Genomic DNA, 18,169 nt, shown 5'->3' with positions numbered 1-18,169 from the left:
ATATTTTGGTCAAGTGAGAACGAAGGGAATCCCCGTTTACATCAAGAAAAACGCGGCAATTCAAATCTGTGCAACATGTTAATAAAATAACAATATAAAAATGAAAAAATAGGAAAAATGCACAAAAATACAGCATAAAATTTAGGAGATAGGGAGAAAAGGTAAAAGGATATTGACCGGTATACCGGTATGTAGTAAAGTGAAAACATCAAATAAAAAGGAGAGATTGAAATGAGTAAAGTAGGATTTATTGGACTTGGCATTATGGGACGCCCGATGGCTAAGAACATGGTGAAAGCGGGCGTGGAGCTTTTGGTGACCGATTTGAATCAGGAAGCGGTGGCAGAGGTTGTCGCGGCAGGAGCTCAGGCCGCAGATTACTCACAGATCGGCGCCCAGTGTGAGGTGATATTTACCATTGTACCGAATGGCGACATCGTGAAATCTATTCTTTTTGACAAAGACGGAGTGGCCTCCACTATAAAATCCGGGAGCGTTGTGTGCGACATGAGTTCTGTGACTCCGGTGGAATCGAAGGAGTGCTATAAGAGGCTGAAAGAATTAGGAGTAGGATTTGTAGACGCGCCTGTGTCCGGAGGAGAACCGGGAGCTGTGGCAGGTACACTGGCTATTATGGCAGGTGGGGACGAAAAGGATTTTACGGTATTGAAACCATATTTTGACATCCTTGGCTCCTCGGCTCTGCTGATTGGAGAATCCGGGAGCGGAAGCGTCACGAAGCTTGCCAATCAGGTAATCGTGAATAATACGATAGCCGTTGTGTCCGAGGCTTTTGTCCTTGCTGTGAAAGCGGGGGCAGACCCGGAAAAGGTATATCAGGCAATCCGTGGAGGACTGGCGGGAAGCGCAGTCTTGGATGCGAAAATTCCTATGATCGTGGAGCGGAATTTCAAGCCGGGCGGCCCGATCCGCATCAATCACAAAGATATTAAAAATGTGGTGAACACTGCACATGCCATTGACGTACCGATTCCATATACAGCCCAGCTTTATGAAATTCTTCAGAGCCTGAAGGTGCATGGACATATGGAGGATGACCACGGCGGAATCGTTCAGTATTTTGAGACGCTGGCGGATGTAGAAGTGAAAAAAGCAGATTAGGCCGGGAGGGATAGACATGAGATTGAACGCAGAAGTTTTGACGTCCTATAAGCAGATCGATGAGGCGCTTGTGGAAGGACTTTTGAAGAAAGAGATTGAGGCAAATCATAAAAAAATTGTAGTGCTTGATGATGACCCTACGGGCGTACAGACGGTGCACGATATTTCTGTATATACGAATTGGGAAAAGGACAGCATTGAAAAGGGGTTTGCGGAAGAGAACAATCTTTTCTATATCCTCACCAATTCCAGAGGGCTCACGGAAGAACAGACGACCCGTGTACATAAAGAAATAGCCGCCGCCGTGGATATGGTGGCCAAAGAGATGGGAAAAGAGTACCTTTTCATAAGCCGGAGCGACTCGACGCTGAGAGGGCATTTTCCCTTGGAGACACAGCTTTTGAAGGAGGCTTATGAAACCAACACCGGAAAACAGATAGACGGTGAAATCCTCTGTCCATTTTTTAAAGAGGGAGGACGCTTTACCATCGATGATGTACACTATGTAAAATATGGAGAGGAACTGGTTCCGGCGAATGAGACAGAATTTGCAAAAGACAAAACCTTTGGCTATGAGGCCGCCGACATGCGCCAGTATGTGGAGGAAAAAACGAAAGGGGCATTCAAGGGAGCGGATGTAACGTGTATTTCTCTGGAAGATATCCACAATATGGATTTTGACAAGATAGAGGCGCAGCTTCTGGCGGTGAGAGGGTTTAACAAGATTGTAGTGAACGCCGTCGATTACGTGGATATCAAAGTATTCTGTGTGGCTCTTTACCGTGCCATGGCAAAAGGGAAGGTGTTCATGTTCCGGACAGCGGCAGCCATTGTGAAGGTTCTGGGGGGAGTGACCGACCAGCCCCTTCTTACGAGGAAACAGATGATCGTGAAAGAGACGGACAACGGCGGTATTATTGTGGTCGGCTCCCACACAGATAAAACGACCAGACAGGTAGAGTGTTTAAAGGAGCTGGAAGGGATTGAATTCATTGAGCTGGACGCTTCGCTTGTAAAAGATGATGAAGCATTTGAAAAAGAGATTCAGAGATGTGTTGACAAAGAGGAAGCCTGCATACGGGCAGGGAGAACGGTGTGCTGCTATACGACGAGAGCGCTGATAACTGCCGATACCGGGGACAAAGAAGATGAGCTTAGACTTTCGGTCAAAATCTCTGACGCAGTACAGTCTCTGGTGGGAAGGCTTGGCATTACGCCCAGCTTCGTTATCGCAAAAGGCGGGATTACCTCCAGCGATGTGGGGACGAAGGCGCTGGCGGTGCAGAAGGCCAATGTACTGGGACAGATCAAACCAGGGATACCGGTGTGGCAGACGGGGGAAGAGAGTAAGTTCCCGCTGACACCATATGTTATTTTCCCGGGAAATGTAGGAGAGATATCCACACTGAAAGAAGCGGTGGAAGTATTGCTGTAACGCTTTTGGGCGGCGGATGACAGAAATGGAGGGATGAAGTTGCCTCAATGTATTGTGATAGCGGATGACCTGACAGGGGCAAATGCCACTGGGGTACTGCTGAAAAAAATGGATTATAAAACGTATACTGTGATGAACACGGAGAGAATCGAATTGAGCACATTAGCCGACTGTGACTGTGTGATGTATCCCACGGACAGCAGAGGGGTAGAGAAGGAAATCGCTTACAACAGAGTCTATAATGTGGCGGCGCTTTTGAAATCTCCGGAAGTGAAGGTCTACGCAAAGCGTATCGACAGCACGCTCCGGGGGAATTTGGGAAGTGAGACGGATGCCGTTTTAGATTGTCTGGGAGAGGACTATGTTGCGATATGCGCGCCCTGCTTTCCGGCCTCCGGAAGAATCGTCATCGGGGGATATATGCTGATAAAAGGGCTTCCGCTGCATAAGACAGAGGCGGCGCTGGATCCGAAGACTCCGGTCATGTCGTCGGAAGTAAAGCGGATATTTGAACAGCAGAGCAAGTATAAAGTCGCGGATATAAAGATGGCGGATATGATGGATGGAAAGCATGCTCTGGCGGAGAAGATGAAGAAATGCGCCGGGGACGGGGCAAGGATTCTCACCTTTGACTGTGTGACGCAGGAGGATTTGGATTTTATAGCAGACGCGCTTGTGACCAGCGGCCTGAAGTTCGTGGCGGTGGATCCGGGAGTTTTTACGGCGACGGTGGCAAGAAAGCTGATCACCCCGGCGGACAAGGCGGTGAAGAAAAAGATACTGGCGGTCGTGGGGAGTGTCAACCCGGTGACAAGAGCGCAGATGGAGGAACTGTGGCTGACACAGCGGTCGGCGAAGAATACATTTGTCTGTACAAAGGAATTGATCGAAAGTGAGACGCACAGGGAAACGGAGATAAGGAGAGTCGTAAAGGAGGTTCTGGACAACAGCGCAAGGTTCGACATATTAAGTGTGACCGGAGATGGAATTTATCCGGAAAACAGAATTGACTTTGGGGCCTGTGCAAAAGAGAAGGGCTGCACTGTGGAGGAGATGTCAAGGCAGATCAATGAGGCGTTCGCAGAGATAACGCACCGGATTTTCTCGGAATCCTCCCAATTCCAAGGACTGTACACAAGCGGCGGAGACGTTACGGTAGCGGTATGCGCGAGATTTGGGACTGCCGGACTTTGCCTGCTGGATGAGGTGCTGCCACTGGCCGCATACGGGACTTTCTTAAAAGGCGACTATGAGGGAATCAGTATCATCACAAAGGGAGGAATGGTAGGGGAAAGCGACGCCGTCAACCGGTGTGTGACTTATCTGAAACAGAAATTATTTATGTAAGTGGAACAGTTTAATACGGAAGGAGCAAAGTTGTATGAAAAAACCATTAATAGCGGTGCCGATCGGAGACCCGGCAGGAGTAGGGCCGGAGATTGTCGCAAAGTCTGCGGCGGAGGATAAAGTGTTTGAGGCGGCCGACCTCATCGTGGTCGGGGACAAAAAGGTGATGGAAAAAGCAATCGGCATTGTGGGGGTTGGGCTTAGAATTAATGTGGTAGACTCCCCGGAGCAGGGCAGTTATGAAAAGGGAATTCTGAACATGATTGACCTTGACAATGTAGATATGAATCAATTTACATATGGGAAGGTAAGTGGCATGTGCGGCAGGGCGGCTTACGAGTATATTGCAAAGTGTATCACGCTTGCCAATGAGCGGAAGGCGGATGCCGTGGCGACTACTCCGATCAATAAAGAGTCATTAAGGGCCGGGGAAATTCCTTTTATCGGCCATACAGAGATATTTGGGGCGCTCACCAATACAGAAGATCCGCTGACGATGTTTGAGACGAATGGCCTGAGAGTATTTTTCCTCACGCGCCATGTTTCTCTGAGGGAGATGCTTGACATGATTACAAAGGAGCGGATCAAAGACTATGTGAAACGCTGTCTGGAAGCGCTCAGAAGACTGGGAGTAGAAGACGGGACTATGGCGGTCGCCGGGCTGAATCCCCACAGTGGAGAGCATGGATTGTTCGGCTGGGAGGAGGTCAATGAAATCATACCGGCGGTGGAGGAGCTTCAGGCTGAAGGGTATGACGTGGCCGGGCCGATTGGTGCGGATTCTGTATTTCATCAGGCTGCTCAGGGCAGGTACACGAGTGTGCTTTCCTTGTATCACGATCAGGGGCATATCGCGACAAAAACATTGGATTTTGAGCGGACGATAGCGATTACGAACGGAATGCCAATTCTAAGGACTTCCGTGGATCATGGAACAGCGTTTGACATAGCGGGAACTGGTATCGTCAGTGCGGTCAGTATGATTGAAGCCATTTTGCTGGCGGCAAAGTATTCCCCCAATTTTACAAAGTAAAATATCGCATATGAGAGAGAAGGAAAAGGAGGTCTATTATGGTAAACGGACTTAGTGGGCAGCGGATGCTGATTGGCCTTGCAATCGGTATTATCGTGTTAATATTTCTTGTGTTGAAGACAAAGGTACAGGCATTTCTTGCATTGATCATCTGTACTATTATTGTGGGCGTAGTAGGCGGAATGCCGCTTGTAAATATTACCTTGGAGGACGGAAAGACATTTGGCATCATTAATTCTATCACGACAGGTTTTGGCGGTACGCTGGGAAGTATCGGTATTATCATCGGTTTTGGCGTTATGATGGGACAGATATTTGAGGCGACAGGGGCCGCGAAAAGAATGGCCCACACATTTTTGAGGCTGTTTGGAAAGAAGCGGGAGGAAGAAGCGTTGGCGCTGACCGGGTTCTTAGTATCCATACCAATCTTTTGTGATTCCGGTTTTGTGGTTCTGGCGCCGATTGCCAAGGCGATTTCTAAATTCACGAAGAAGTCTGTGATTGGGCTTGGCGTGGCGCTGGCAGCGGGGCTGGTCATCACGCACTCGCTGGTTCCCCCGACACCGGGGCCGCTTGGGGTATGTGGTATCTTTGGCATTGACGTAGGAAGGTTCATTCTGCTTTCTATTGTGCTGGCACTTCCTATGACAGTAGCCTGCATCGCCTACACTAGACTGTTCCTTTCAAAGAAGTATTATCAGATTCCCAATGAGGAAGGTGAGATTGTAACCATGCCTTATCAGGAGCCGGATTATACGAATGCGTTTTCTATGGAAGAGAAGGGGATGCCGGGAACGCTGGAGGCATTTATGCCGCTTATTGTCCCGATTGTGCTTATTCTGATCAATACGGTGGCTTCTGCTTTTGGAATGACAAGCGGATTTATGGAAGTTCTTATTTTCTTAGGACAGCCGATTGTAGCGGTTGGGCTGGGGCTTTTGGTTGCTATCTTTACACTGGGGAGAAGTCTGGACCGGCATGAGGCACTGGCTGAGATGGAAAAGGGTATGATGTCCGCGGGTATCATCATGCTGGTGACCGGTGGAGGCGGTGCGCTGGGACAGATTATCAAGGATTCCGGGCTGGGTACATTTATGGCGGAAGGCCTCGTGAAAACGGCTATACCGATAGTGGTTCTCCCGTTGTTGATTTCCACGGCTATGCGTTTTATTCAAGGCTCCGGTACGGTAGCCATGACGACGGCAGCCAGCATTTCCGCACCGATTATAATAGCATCTGGCGCAAGTCCGCTGTTGGGCGCGGTTGCATGCTGTGTGGGCTCCCTGTTCTTCGGATACTTTAATGACAGCTATTTCTGGGTTGTCAACAGGACACTGGGCGTGAAGGAAGCCAAGGACCAGCTGATCACATGGTCCGTCACTTCGACGATTGCGTGGGCGGTCGGTGTTGTGGAAGTTTTGGTATTGAATATTTTTATGTAGGCATTGAAAAGAAGGCCGGATGTGCGTGGAGCATGTCCGGCTTTTGACGCTGCCTGAAAGCGGAAGTTAGACGTGTCGGACATGTGTCTTTACGAAAATGTAAGAATCGGGTATGATAACCTATAGTTATATTTTGTGAATAATAATTAACTACGCGGTGAATTGAGTGCAGGGGAGTCCTTTGCTATGATAAGAATATAGAAAAGTTCTTATCAGAAAGGGGTTTGTTATGATGGAAGTTGGTACAATTATTCGTAAATTGAGGAAAGAAAAGGGGATTACGCAGGAGCAGCTTGCCAGCTGTCTCGGTATATCGCCGCCGGCGGTAAATAAATGGGAGAATGGCAATTCGTACCCGGATATTACGCTGCTGGGCCCTCTTGCCAGAGCGCTTGGAACGGATATAGACACGCTGCTTTCGTTTCGGGAGGAGCTGACGGCAAAGGAAATAAATGAAATGTCGGAGAAGCTGATAGCCATGGTTCCGGAAGAAGGGTACGACGCGGCATTTGAGAAGGCCGTTGAATGGACGCGTGAGTATCCGAATTGTGACCAGCTCTGCCTCAACTTGGCACAGATGCTGGTGGGGTGCAGGATGATGTATGGGAGTAGTCCTTCCAAAGCGCAGGAAGAAACCATATCTTCATGGTACCGGCAGGCAGCAGGCAGCAAAGACAGGAAAGTGGCGGAGTATGCCATTCATTTTCTGACCTCTGAGTATATCGGGAAGAAAGAATACGGGGAGGCACAGAGGCTGCTGGATTCGATACCTGAACCGGGGTATGATAAAAGATTGATGCAGATCAACCTGCTGTCGGCCCAAGGAAAGTATGAGGAGGCGTACGAGGCGGCGGAGAAATATCTTTGGCAGATGGCTGGAACGGAGATATATTCTGTGCTGAACCATCTGGCGGATCTGGCCTGCAAAGAAAAAAAGTTCGAAGATGCACAGCAGTACGCCGAGATTGCCGAACAGTTCTCACGCCTCTTCCAACTCTGGCCGTACTCCCATAAAACATTGAAGTTCCAAATCGCAGCCGTGAGGAAAGAGAAAGAAGCGACGCTGAGCGCACTGGAGGCAATGTTTGACGCACTGGAAACACCGTGGAATATGAAAGAACAGTTTCTGTATAGGCATATGACACCCAAAGAAGAACCATTTATAGCCTCCAAACAGATGCAGGAAGTACTGAAGCAGAGCATTGAGAACGAAGACGAGTTAGAATTTCTCAAAGACGACCCTCGATTTGAGCGTCTCATAAAGAAAACAAACGCCAGCTAAATTGTTTGAAGATTTCCAGAATTGTAGAGGGGGACAGGTCCCAACGCGTTGGGACCTGTCCCCTTTAGAGTAGTAGTCTTGTTGCGATATTGAAGTAGATAATGATGGAGCATGTATCTACCAATGTTGTAATCAAAGGTGATGCCATAATCGCTGGATCCAGATGGACCTGTTTGGCCAGAAGGGGAAGGATGCACCCGATCAGTTTAGCGATAACGATAGTGGCCAGCAGGGAAAGGCCGACTGACATTGACATCAAAAGGTTGTGGTCGTAGACCAGATAGATGCGGATGATATTGGCGAGGGCTAGGAATGCGCCTACAATAATAGAAATCCGGAATTCTTTGAACATTACCCGGAATATATCACTGAAGTGCACTTCGTCCAGCGCGATGCCGCGGATAATCAAAGTGGAGCTCTGAGAGCCACAGTTTCCGCCGGTATCCATCAGCATGGGAATGAAGGAGACCAGAAGCGGCAGTGCGGAAAATGCATCTTGATATCTGGTGATAATGGAACCCGTTATGGTGGCGGAGAGCATGAGGAACAAAAGCCACGGGATTCTGTTCTTCGCGTGCTGCCAGACGGAAGTGTCAAAATAAGGCTTCTCGCTGGGATTCATAGCCGCCATCTTCGTGATATCTTCGGTCGCCTCGTCTACCATGACGTCCATAGCGTCATCGACGGTCACGATTCCAACCATCCGCTCATCGTCGTCCAAAACCGGAAGGGCGAGAAGCGCATACTTGGAAAATAGTCTTGCAACCTCTTCTTTATCTGTATGTGTGTGGACAGAAATAATCTCCGTCTCCATAAGCTCATCCATGGTCATATTATCGTCCATGGTCATCAAATCTTTAGCGCTCACGATTCCCACAAGTTTTCTGTTCTCAAGAATGTAACAAGTGTAAATCGTCTCCTTGTGGATGCCGATGCGCTTAATGTGGTTCATAGCGGCCGCCACCGTAGTGTTACGGCGCAGATCCACATACTCAGTGGTCATGATACTGCCCGCGCTGTCCTCAGGATAATTGAGAATAACGTTGATCTTATCACGCTTTTCCTTGCTGACATTTTCTAAAATACGGGTGACCAGATTCGCCGGAAACTCCTCCAGCATATCTACCGTATCATCCATGTAAAGGTCATCCAGAATTTCACGCAGCTCCTTTTCCGTGAACATCTCCACAAGATATGCCTGCATCGTGCTGTCCATCTCCGCAAAGACATCGGCAGCCTTTTCTTTTGGAATAAGGCGGAAGGCAAGAAAAAGCTCCTTATCTTCCATCTCCGAAAGCAGTGAGGCAATGTCCACAGCATTCATGACATTCAAAATACTTCTTACAGCCTTGTACTCCTTGGCCTGTAAGAGATCCATAAAAATATCTTTGTTCATAATGATACCTCCAGTATGTAGTTTTTCTTCGTATTCGACTCGGACCGTAACTGGCACCTGCTTCCATTGTCCTCACCTGCCTTTCGTATATAGAATTCCTTCTATAGTTCTATGCTAATCAAACGGCTATAAATAACCGCACGTTTATCCACGTTCTATTGTAGCCTGATAAACTTTGATATGTCAAGGAAAAGAGGGGAAAAAGGCCAATGTTTCTGCCCGTTCATCTTTTAAAACAAAAAAAATCGTGCTATACTAGTAAAATAGGATTTGGAGGTAGGCATATATGGAGGCTTATACAAGTTTTGCGCGTGTGTACGACACATTCATGGACAACATTCCGTATCAAGAGTGGGCCGGTTATCTGGTGGGGCTGCTACGGGAATATGGAATCCGCGAAGGTCTGGTTCTCGACCTTGGATGCGGCACGGGCAGTATGACGGAAAGACTGGCAGACAGCGGTTACGATATGATCGGCGCAGACAATTCTGAGGAAATGCTCGAGATTGCCATGGAGAAACGAATCGCATCCGGCCACGAGATATTATATCTGCTGCAGGACATGCGGGAATTTGAATTGTATGGGACGGTGAGAGCCGTAATCAGTGTCTGCGATTCCTTGAATTACATTACTGAGGAGGAGGACTTGCTGCAGGTGTTCCGTCTGGTAAACAACTATCTGGATCCGGAGGGGCTGTTTATCTTCGATTTTAATACGCAGTATAAATATCAAGAACTTCTGGGCGACAGAACCATAGCGGAGAGCCGGGAAGACTGCAGCTTCATTTGGGAGAACTATTATTACGAAGAAGAAAAAATCAATGAATACGAGCTGAGCCTGTTCATCAAAGAGGAAGGTAATTTATATAGAAAATATGAAGAGACCCACTATCAGAGAGCATACACGCTGGAGGAAATAAAAAGTGCGATTGCTCGCTCCGGCATGGAATATGTGGCGGCTTACGACGCCTTCACGAAAGAGGCCCCGTCCGGGACAAGCGAACGGATATGCGTGGTTGCCCGTGAGCAGGGAAAAAGTTGAAAAAATAAAGGAGAGACAGATATATGAACGATTATATTGTAAGAGCGACGGCGGGAGGCGGGCAGGTGCGTGCCTTTGCTGCCACAACAGGAAATTTGGTGGAGGAGGCCAGACGCCATCACAACACCAGCCCGGTGGCTACTGCGGCCCTCGGAAGGCTTCTGACTGCCGGGGCGATGATGGGCAGCATGATGAAAAATGACACCGATGTGCTGACCCTGCAGATTAAAGGGGACGGTCCTATCGGGGGTCTGACAGTGACGGCGGATGCCAAGGCCAATGTAAAAGGATATGTGGAACATCCGGATGTGATGCTTCCTCCGAAGGAGGGCAAGCTGGATGTGGGCGGAGCGCTGGGCATCGGCCTTCTGAATGTCATCAAGGACATGGGGTTAAAAGAACCTTATGTGGGACAGACTATTCTGCAGACAAGTGAAATCGCAGAGGACTTGACGTATTACTTTGCCACCAGCGAGCAGGTACCCTCTTCGGTGGGACTGGGCGTATTGATGGACAAAGACAATACGGTGCACTGCGCCGGCGGATTCATCGTGCAAGTCATGCCGTTTGTCACGGACGAGGTGCTGAATAAGCTGGAGCAGAATATACAACATATATCCTCTGTGACAAGCATGCTGGACAACGGCCATACACCGGAGGAGATGCTGGGCAAGGTGCTGGAAGGGCTGGAACTGGAAATTACAGATACAATGCCCACGAAGTTCTCCTGCGACTGTTCGAAAGAGCGGATTGAAAAGGCAATCGTGAGCATCGGCAAGAAGGATATTCAAGAGATGATCGACGATGGAGAAGCGATAGAGGTGAAATGCCACTTCTGCAACACGTCATACAACTTCGATGTAGAAGAATTAAAAGAAATATATAAGCGTGCCAGAAAATAAAAGAGAGGTGAAGGAATGAAGCAGGGGTTTGTAAAAGTGGCGGCGGCCACACCGGACATCCGGGTGGCGGATGTGTGGCATAACTGCGAAGAGATAAGAAAGCTTCTTTCAGAGGCAGAAAAAGAGGGGGCCAAGGTCATTGTATTTCCAGAGCTCTGCCTGACCGGATACACTTGTCAGGACTTGTTCACGCAGGACATTCTGCTGAAGGAGGCGCGCAGGGCATTGGAACGCATCGCCCAGCAGACGAAGAACAGCGGAAGCCTCGTCTTTGTGGGCATGCCTCTTGCCGTGGACGGCGAGCTGTACAATGTTGCGGCGGCGCTGAACGACGGCAGAATTCTTGGATTTACGACTAAGACCTTTCTGACCAACTACGGTGAATTTTATGAGATGCGCCAGTTCCGTCAGGGGCCGGAAAAGGCCCGGGTGATTTCATATGAAGGACAGGAAATATGGTTTGGGCCTCAGCTTTTATATCAGGCGGAGGAGATGAACGAATTGATTGTCTCGGCCGAAATCTGTGAGGACGTATGGTCCCCGGTGCCGCCGAGTATTCAGGCGGCCAGAGAGGGCGCCGTGATTCTGGTAAACTGTTCAGCCAGCGACGAGACGGTAGGAAAGGACAGCTACAGACAGGAGCTGATCAAGGGGCAGTCCGCCCGGCTGATGGCGGGCTATGTGTACGCCAACGCAGGAGACGGGGAATCCACCACGGATCTGGTGTTCGGAGGACACAATATTATCGCCGAAAACGGGACGATTCTGAAAGAGGCCAGACGATTTACCAATGAAATGATAATCAGTGAAATTGATATCAGCAGGATGCTTGGTGAGCGGAGAAAGAATACGACTTTCCAGACGGCCAAGGAACGGAACCTTCCGAGGATAAGCTTTACCGTGAACTTGGAGGAGACCCGTCTTACCCGGCGGTTCGGGGCCAACCCCTTTGTCCCTCAAAATATGGAGGAGCGGGCGAAGCGCTGCGAAGAGATACTCATGATTCAAGCCATGGGATTGAAGAAGCGCCTTCTCCACACTAACTCTAAAACGGCCGTGGTCGGAATTTCGGGAGGCCTTGATTCTACCCTCGCCCTGCTGGTGACGGCGAAGGCATTTGACATGGCGGGGAAGAAGCGCAAAGATATTATTGCCGTGACTATGCCCTGCTTCGGCACCACCGACCGTACCTACCACAACGCCTGCCTGATGTCGGAGAAACTCGGCGCGACACTGCGGGAAGTTCCCATCGCGGATGCAGTGCGCACACATTTCCGGGATATCGGACACGACGAGGACGTGCATGATGTGACTTACGAAAACGCACAGGCCAGAGAGCGGACACAGGTGCTGATGGACATCGCGAATCAGGAGATGGGAATGGTGATCGGAACCGGTGACATGTCTGAGCTGGCGCTGGGCTGGGCCACTTACAACGGCGACCACATGTCTATGTACGGGGTGAACGCCTCCGTGCCCAAGACTCTGGTCATACACTTAGTCAAATATTATGCGGACACCTGTGAGGACGCTGAACTGAGAGCGGTGCTTTTGGATGTGCTTGATACCCCGGTGAGCCCGGAACTTCTGCCTCCGAAGGACGGGGAAATCGCGCAGAAAACGGAGGATTTAGTAGGACCTTACGAGCTGCATGATTTTTATCTATATTATGTGCTGAGATTCGGTTTTGAGCCGGGTAAAATATACAGACTTGCGAAAATTGCGTTTGAAGAACAGTACGACGATGAGACTATACTCAAATGGCTGAGGACATTTTACAGACGTTTCTTCACACAGCAGTTTAAACGCTCCTGTCTGCCGGACGGGCCGAAAATCGGAACAGTGGCGCTGTCTCCGAGGGGCGACTGGAGGATGCCGAGCGATGCGTGCGCGGCGGTCTGGATGAAAGACTTGGAGAATCTGACTTTTAATAAGACTGGGGGATATTCACTATGAGCAAAAAAAGTATGAAACTGAAGGTAATTGAACATGAATTTGCAATCTGTAAATTGAGAACACTCGAGGATGTGGACTTGAGACAGCAATATTGCTTTCTTGCCAAGACAGATGAAGAGATATCTTATATCTGTAAAGTGGAAAGTATTCCGGAGGACTGTATCAATTACAAGAGAGGGTGGATAGCCTTCCGCATTCAAGAGACACTGGATTTTGACTTGGTGGGAGTAGTGGCGGGGATTTCTGATATTCTCGCTCAGGAGCAGATAAGCATCTACTCCATCTCTACATACAACACAATCTATATGCTCATCCGAAAAGAAAATTTAAAGGAAGCTGTTAGAGTCCTCGAATTAAACGGATACAATGTGGGGAAATAGCCCCTTCATTAAAAAACACCGTGCCATTTACGAAAAAGTAATGGCACGGTGTTTTTTTGCGTTTTTATCAAGCGCTGGTAAAATATTCCTGTTAAAAAAGTCACAAAACATAAAAACGAAAGCAAATGAAAGCTACAGCCTTAAATAATGTGCAGTATGCACAAAACTAATTAAACAAAATCAATATTATTGACAAAAATATAAAAATAAGTTGAAAGATGTCGAATTATGTCTTATTATTGTAGTATAAAACAAAGAGGTACAGACGATAAAGGAAAACATAAACGAAAGTAAACGAAAATACGAAAAAGAACGGAGGATATTATGAATGAACAAGAATTTGTGCTGAAAACGAAAGATATATATAAGAGTTTCGGCGGTAATCACGTTCTGAAAGGCATTGACTTTGAGGTTGAAAAAGGAGAAGTCCAAGCACTGCTCGGTATAAACGGAGCCGGAAAGAGTACTTTGATTAAAATTATATCCGGTGCACTCGCACAGGATAAAGGCGAGGTGAATATAGGGGGCCAGGTCACGAAGAACCTTACACCGGCTAAAGCACAGGCGCTGGGAGTGGCAACGATTTATCAGGAAACCAGCCTTTATCCGCAGCTATCCGTTCTGGAGAATTTGTTTGTAGGCAAAAGACTGAAGAAGCATGGGCAGCTGGACTGGAAAGAGATGGAGAAAGTAGCGCGCCGGACATTTGAACGTCTGGGCGTGGAGATAGAGCCGTATGAAAAGCTGGAGAATGTAGGCAAGGCAACAGCACAGCTTGTAGAAATCGCAAAGGCGCTGACGATAGACGCAAAGATACTCATCATGGATGAACCCACCTCTTCCCTGTCGAAACAGGAGACAGAAAAATTGTTCGAAATAGTGAGGAAGCTGAAAAAGGAAGGAACATCCATCATCTATATTTCCCATAGAATGGAAGAAATCTTCCAGATTACGGACAGAGTGACAGTCATGAGGGACGGCATAATCATCGGCACAAAGCTGACGTCAGACGCCACCACCGAGTGGGTCACCAAAGGAATGCTTGGAAAAGAAGCGGACTATGTGCTGGAGAAGAAGTTAAAAGAAAAAGGCGAAGTACTTCTGGATGTGAAAAACTTAAGCGCCGAGCCGTTTTTCCGGAATGTGAGCCTTCAGGTCAGAAGAGGAGAGATTGTTGTACTCTCAGGCTTGGTAGGCGCGGGAAGAACAGAGGTGATGCGGGCAGTATTTGGAATTGACGGGTATGACTCGGGAGAAATCATTTTCAAAGGAGAGCCTGTAAAGAAAAAAACATGGGATGTCATCAAACAGGGCATCGCCATGGTCCCGGAGGACAGGGGAAGGCAAGGGCTTGTGAAGGAAATGAGCGCGGCCGAGAACATGGTCATGTCGGCGCTTCCGGCGCTCTCCTCCGTGGGATTTAGAAACAGCTCCAGAGAAAAGGAAAGAGTAGCGGCGCAGGTGGAAGGCCTCCTGCTGAACCCGCCAAGCGCGAAGCTGGACGGAGGCTCTTACTCAGGAGGGAACCAGCAGAAAATCGTAATCGGGAAATGGCTGAATACGAATCCTGATCTTCTGATTCTTGACGAACCTACCTGCGGTGTGGACGTAGGGGCGAAGATGGAGATATATAAACTGATTGAAAAACTGGCGGAGGATGGAAAAGGAATACTGGTCGTATCCTCCGATATCGAAGAGACAAAAATGATTGCGGACAGGATTATCATCATGAGACAGGGCTTCATTGCCGGAGAGCTGTCAAATGAAGCAGACAAAGAAGAGATTCTTGGACTGGCACTTGCCGGAAAGGAGGCGTAGGAAATGTATAAGAATAGAAAAGCGATAAAAGCATTGCTGGCATTTTATGCCATTATCTTGATTGTAATGATCTGCAGGGCGCCTTCCTTTTTCACGTTTGAGAATGCCACGGATATTCTGCTGAATACGTCCACCACAGCGATAGCTGCCATGGGCATGCTCTGTGTCCTGCTCGTAGGCGATATTGACGTATCTGTAGGAGCGGTGCTGGCAGCCTGCTGTACAACGACCGGTATTCTGGCAAAAGCTGGACTGCCTATGATAGTCGTCATTCTCGGCTCCTTGGCTGTGGGACTTCTGCTGGGCGTAGTCAACGGCTTGGTGGTGACCATGTTAAAGCTGGACGCGATTGTGGCGACGCTGGGGCTTCTCAGCATTTACAGAGGACTTTTGATCATTATCACCAAAGGAAGCTGGATTAACGGCCTTCCTGCCGGAATTTTGAAAATTGGACAGGGCAAATGGTTTGGAATTCCGATACCGGTCTACATCAGTATCGTCATTGTAGCCCTGATGTGGTTCATACTTAACAGAACGGAATGGGGCCGGAATTTCTATGCGGTAGGCTCCAACAAGGATTCGGCCAGACTGAGCGGAATTAATGTGAAGCTGACCCGCATCATCGCCTTTGCTGTTTGCGGTATAATGGTAGGCTTGGCGGCGGTAATCTATACGACAAGATTTGGTGGAATCCAGTCGAACACAGGTAAAGGCTGGGAGATGACGTTGATTTCCTCTGCCGTTGTAGGCGGCGCAAGTACGGTGGGCGGCGAGGGCGATGTGGCCGGCGTGTTCTTGGGAGCACTTCTGGTCAGCGCACTGGGTACGGTCCTCGTATTCTTCGGCATCGACGCCCTTTGGGAACAGGCGGTACAGGGATTGATTATCTTTATCTCGGTGGCATCCTACGCCATTGATTTTAAAAAGGTAAAGGCGAAACTGACGAAGGGAGGCAGAAAGGCATGATTAAAAAGATATTAAAAAGTAATTTCTTGATTCTCCTTATCGTCCTTATTGTTGTCATGGGAGTGATGTCGAGCCTGTCGGAATATTTCCTCACGGCAGATTATCTGCTCAACGCCACACGTTTCATCTCGGAGACAAGTATTATCGGTCTGGGGATGACACTAGTAATTCTAACAGGAGGCATCGACCTTTCTGTAGGCTCTATGATGGCCCTTTCCTCCGTCTGTCTGGGTCTTGCCTGTCAGGCAGGGATTCCGGCCGCGGCAGCAGTAATGCTGAGCCTTCTTGTGGGCGTGCTGGGCGGGGGGCTCAATGGGTATGTGGTATGTAAGCTTAAAATACCGGCCTTGATCGTCACCCTTGCCACTATGGGGCTGTTCCGTGGAATCGCGCTGGGCATCTCAAAGGGTTCGGCAATCCCGGTTCCTGAGAGTGTGTATTATCTGGGACAAGGAAATATCGGCCCGTTACCTGTGCAGCTGGTGGTGACGACATTAGCCTATATACTTGTGGCGGTGTTTATCTATAAAAGTAACTTCGGCACTTATCTGAAAGGAATCGGATATAATGAGGAAGTTGCCGTATTCTCGGGGATAAAAGTGACTTGGAATAAAGTGAAGGCGTATATGTTGTCCGGATTTTTTGCGGCGCTGCTCGGGGTGATGTTCACGTGCAGGGTGAGCAGTGCGAAAGCAGATTATGGAAATAACTACGAGATGGATGCAATCACGATCGCCGTGTTCGGCGGCGCGTCCTTGGCAGGCGGGAAGGCTAATTTTGCCGGCTCCTACATTGCGGCAGTCATCATTGTCTTTATCCGTCTGGGACTTACTACAGCGGCGATTCAGACAGAAATACAATCTGTCATCATCGGCCTGATTCTCATACTTGCAGTGGCGTTCAACAATTTTGTCGCGTCAAAGAAACAAGTAGAGCTTTAAAAAACGAAGCTATCTGCATAAGCAGATAACATAAAATCCAAAAGGAGGAAACAAAATGAAAAGGAAAATGAAAAAAGTAGTGAGCGCGGTGTTGGTACTTGTTATGGCATTGGGATTAAGTGCCTGTGGAAAAGGAGGCTCAGATTCCGATTCAGGTAAATCGGGAGGGGATTCCAAAGATAAGGTCAAGATAGTTGTCATGCCCAAGGTTGTCGGAATCGATTATTACAATGCAGTAAAGCAGGGAGTGGACAGAGCCTCGGAAGAACTGAAAGATGTGGCAGACATTACATGGCAGGGCCCAACAGAGGCGACAGTAGATAAGCAGATAGAGATGCTTGAGACAATCATCCCGACAAAACCGGACGCAATCTGTATCGCGGCCAATGACCCGGAAGCTATCTCCCCGACTTTGAAAAAAGCACAGGATGCCGGCATCAAAGTGATTTCTTGGGACGCGGATGCCGATGTGAGGGACATGTTTGTAAACTTAGTAGATTATGCTACGTTTGGAAATGCGATTATTGATTCTATGGCAGGACAGATCGGGGAAGAAGGAGATGTCGCCATCATTACTACAACATTTACCGCTACCAATCAGGTACTGTGGATTGAGGCGATTGAAGCAAGAATCGCTGAAAAATATCCGAATATCAAGATTGTAGATACAAGAGAAGCAGGCGAAGACACACAGAAGGCAAATACACTTGCAAGTGACTTGATGAAGAGCTACCCTGACTTAAAAGGAATTATTGCACTTGGAGCACCCAATCTTCCGGGAGCAGTCGACGCGGTCGTATCAGCAGGCAAGAGCGGGGATGTGATTGTATGTGGAAACTCTACACCGAATACAATGAAACCGTATCTGGAAGACGGCTCTATCAAGGATGTACAGCTTTGGAGCGCACCGGACCATGGATATCTGTCAGTATACACGGCATACAAGATGGTGACGGACGGCATCGAAGAAGGAAAGCCTTATGAAGCAGGTGATCTGGGAAGCTTCACACCGGAGAAAGATGAGATCAGTATGAGCATTTCTCTTCCGCTTGTAGTATTTACAAAGGACAACGTAGGAGAGTATGATTTCTAAGAAAGTGGTGACTA

At 48.5% G+C, this 18,169-nt stretch carries 15 protein-coding genes; 14 read left to right on the top strand and 1 reads right to left on the bottom strand.

Translation table 11 applies throughout. The features are described from left to right. Positions 1–231 precede the first annotated feature (231 nt). From garR to BN6465_RS12545, 6 genes are all read left to right on the top strand, one after another. Complete coding sequence (gene garR / locus BN6465_RS12570; protein WP_066735795.1) at positions 232–1,122, top strand: 2-hydroxy-3-oxopropionate reductase; 891 nt, start codon at positions 232–234, stop codon at positions 1,120–1,122. Between the two features lie 16 nt (positions 1,123–1,138). Continuing rightward, entirely contained in the window at positions 1,139–2,557 is a 1,419-nt protein-coding gene (locus BN6465_RS12565) for a four-carbon acid sugar kinase family protein (RefSeq protein WP_066735793.1), read from the top strand. Between the two features lie 39 nt (positions 2,558–2,596). Then, complete coding sequence (locus BN6465_RS12560) at positions 2,597–3,904, top strand: four-carbon acid sugar kinase family protein (protein WP_066735792.1); 1,308 nt, start codon at positions 2,597–2,599, stop codon at positions 3,902–3,904. 34 nt (positions 3,905–3,938) lie between these two features. Further along, the gene (gene pdxA / locus BN6465_RS12555; RefSeq protein ID WP_066735791.1) at positions 3,939–4,937 is read left to right on the top strand and encodes a 4-hydroxythreonine-4-phosphate dehydrogenase PdxA; all 999 of its coding nucleotides are present in this window, start codon (positions 3,939–3,941) and stop codon (positions 4,935–4,937) included. Positions 4,938–4,975: 38 nt separating this feature from the next. After that, complete coding sequence (locus BN6465_RS12550; RefSeq protein ID WP_066735790.1) at positions 4,976–6,379, top strand: GntP family permease; 1,404 nt, start codon at positions 4,976–4,978, stop codon at positions 6,377–6,379. Positions 6,380–6,608: 229 nt separating this feature from the next. Then, positions 6,609–7,661: a helix-turn-helix domain-containing protein gene (locus BN6465_RS12545; protein ID WP_066735789.1), complete on the top strand. Its 1,053-nt coding sequence runs from the start codon at positions 6,609–6,611 to the stop codon at positions 7,659–7,661. Positions 7,662–7,725: 64 nt separating this feature from the next. On the opposite strand, the gene mgtE is transcribed toward BN6465_RS12545, so the two are convergent. Further along, positions 7,726–9,057: a magnesium transporter gene (mgtE, locus tag BN6465_RS12540; protein WP_066735783.1), complete on the bottom strand. Its 1,332-nt coding sequence runs from the start codon at positions 9,055–9,057 to the stop codon at positions 7,726–7,728. Positions 9,058–9,343: 286 nt separating this feature from the next. On the opposite strand from mgtE, the gene BN6465_RS12535 reads away from it, so the two are divergent. From BN6465_RS12535 to BN6465_RS12500, 8 genes are all read left to right on the top strand, one after another. After that, positions 9,344–10,099 carry a class I SAM-dependent DNA methyltransferase gene (locus tag BN6465_RS12535; RefSeq protein ID WP_066735781.1) on the top strand — a complete coding sequence of 252 codons (756 nt, stop codon included), beginning with the start codon at positions 9,344–9,346 and terminating at the stop codon, positions 10,097–10,099. 23 nt (positions 10,100–10,122) lie between these two features. Beyond that, on the top strand, positions 10,123–11,001 hold the full coding sequence (gene hslO, locus BN6465_RS12530) for an Hsp33 family molecular chaperone HslO (RefSeq protein ID WP_066735778.1): 879 nt from the start codon (positions 10,123–10,125) through the stop codon (positions 10,999–11,001). 15 nt (positions 11,002–11,016) lie between these two features. Then, positions 11,017–12,957: an NAD(+) synthase gene (locus BN6465_RS12525; protein WP_066735775.1), complete on the top strand. Its 1,941-nt coding sequence runs from the start codon at positions 11,017–11,019 to the stop codon at positions 12,955–12,957. Continuing rightward, the gene (locus tag BN6465_RS12520; protein WP_082891702.1) at positions 12,954–13,337 is read left to right on the top strand and encodes an ACT domain-containing protein; all 384 of its coding nucleotides are present in this window, start codon (positions 12,954–12,956) and stop codon (positions 13,335–13,337) included. Before BN6465_RS12525 ends, BN6465_RS12520 begins: the two co-directional genes overlap by 4 nt. Before the next feature lie 324 nt (positions 13,338–13,661). After that, positions 13,662–15,155, top strand: coding sequence for a sugar ABC transporter ATP-binding protein (locus BN6465_RS12515; protein WP_066735773.1), 1,494 nt, complete (start codon positions 13,662–13,664; stop codon positions 15,153–15,155). Between the two features lie 3 nt (positions 15,156–15,158). After that, positions 15,159–16,121 carry an ABC transporter permease gene (locus tag BN6465_RS12510; RefSeq protein ID WP_066735771.1) on the top strand — a complete coding sequence of 321 codons (963 nt, stop codon included), beginning with the start codon at positions 15,159–15,161 and terminating at the stop codon, positions 16,119–16,121. Next, the gene (locus BN6465_RS12505) at positions 16,118–17,062 is read left to right on the top strand and encodes an ABC transporter permease (RefSeq protein ID WP_066735769.1); all 945 of its coding nucleotides are present in this window, start codon (positions 16,118–16,120) and stop codon (positions 17,060–17,062) included. Before BN6465_RS12510 ends, BN6465_RS12505 begins: the two co-directional genes overlap by 4 nt. A 55-nt stretch (positions 17,063–17,117) precedes the next feature. Beyond that, positions 17,118–18,155 carry a substrate-binding domain-containing protein gene (locus BN6465_RS12500; protein WP_082891701.1) on the top strand — a complete coding sequence of 346 codons (1,038 nt, stop codon included), beginning with the start codon at positions 17,118–17,120 and terminating at the stop codon, positions 18,153–18,155. Positions 18,156–18,169 lie beyond the last annotated feature (14 nt).

This window comes from Bariatricus massiliensis, from assembly GCF_900086725.1.
In the GTDB taxonomy this organism is placed as follows: Bacteria; Bacillota; Clostridia; order Lachnospirales; family Lachnospiraceae; genus Allocoprococcus; species Allocoprococcus massiliensis.
Note: the sequence above shows the minus strand (reverse complement) of the source record. Positions and strands in the feature narration are given on the sequence as shown.

Excerpts from the sequence above, each read along its gene's own strand:
- BN6465_RS12565 (WP_066735793.1), top strand. The coding sequence starts at position 1,139 with ATGAGATTGAACGCAGAAGTTTTGACGTCCTATAAGCAGATCGATGAG.
- garR (WP_066735795.1), top strand. The coding sequence starts at position 232 with ATGAGTAAAGTAGGATTTATTGGACTTGGCATTATGGGACGCCCGATG.
- BN6465_RS12550 (WP_066735790.1), top strand. The coding sequence starts at position 4,976 with ATGGTAAACGGACTTAGTGGGCAGCGGATGCTGATTGGCCTTGCAATC.
- BN6465_RS12505 (WP_066735769.1), top strand. The coding sequence starts at position 16,118 with ATGATTAAAAAGATATTAAAAAGTAATTTCTTGATTCTCCTTATCGTC.
- BN6465_RS12515 (WP_066735773.1), top strand. The coding sequence starts at position 13,662 with ATGAATGAACAAGAATTTGTGCTGAAAACGAAAGATATATATAAGAGT.
- BN6465_RS12525 (WP_066735775.1), top strand. The coding sequence starts at position 11,017 with ATGAAGCAGGGGTTTGTAAAAGTGGCGGCGGCCACACCGGACATCCGG.
- hslO (WP_066735778.1), top strand. The coding sequence starts at position 10,123 with ATGAACGATTATATTGTAAGAGCGACGGCGGGAGGCGGGCAGGTGCGT.
- BN6465_RS12535 (WP_066735781.1), top strand. The coding sequence starts at position 9,344 with ATGGAGGCTTATACAAGTTTTGCGCGTGTGTACGACACATTCATGGAC.
- BN6465_RS12510 (WP_066735771.1), top strand. The coding sequence starts at position 15,159 with ATGTATAAGAATAGAAAAGCGATAAAAGCATTGCTGGCATTTTATGCC.
- pdxA (WP_066735791.1), top strand. The coding sequence starts at position 3,939 with ATGAAAAAACCATTAATAGCGGTGCCGATCGGAGACCCGGCAGGAGTA.
- mgtE (WP_066735783.1), bottom strand. The coding sequence starts at position 9,057 with ATGAACAAAGATATTTTTATGGATCTCTTACAGGCCAAGGAGTACAAG.
- BN6465_RS12500 (WP_082891701.1), top strand. The coding sequence starts at position 17,118 with ATGAAAAGGAAAATGAAAAAAGTAGTGAGCGCGGTGTTGGTACTTGTT.
- BN6465_RS12545 (WP_066735789.1), top strand. The coding sequence starts at position 6,609 with ATGATGGAAGTTGGTACAATTATTCGTAAATTGAGGAAAGAAAAGGGG.
- BN6465_RS12520 (WP_082891702.1), top strand. The coding sequence starts at position 12,954 with ATGAGCAAAAAAAGTATGAAACTGAAGGTAATTGAACATGAATTTGCA.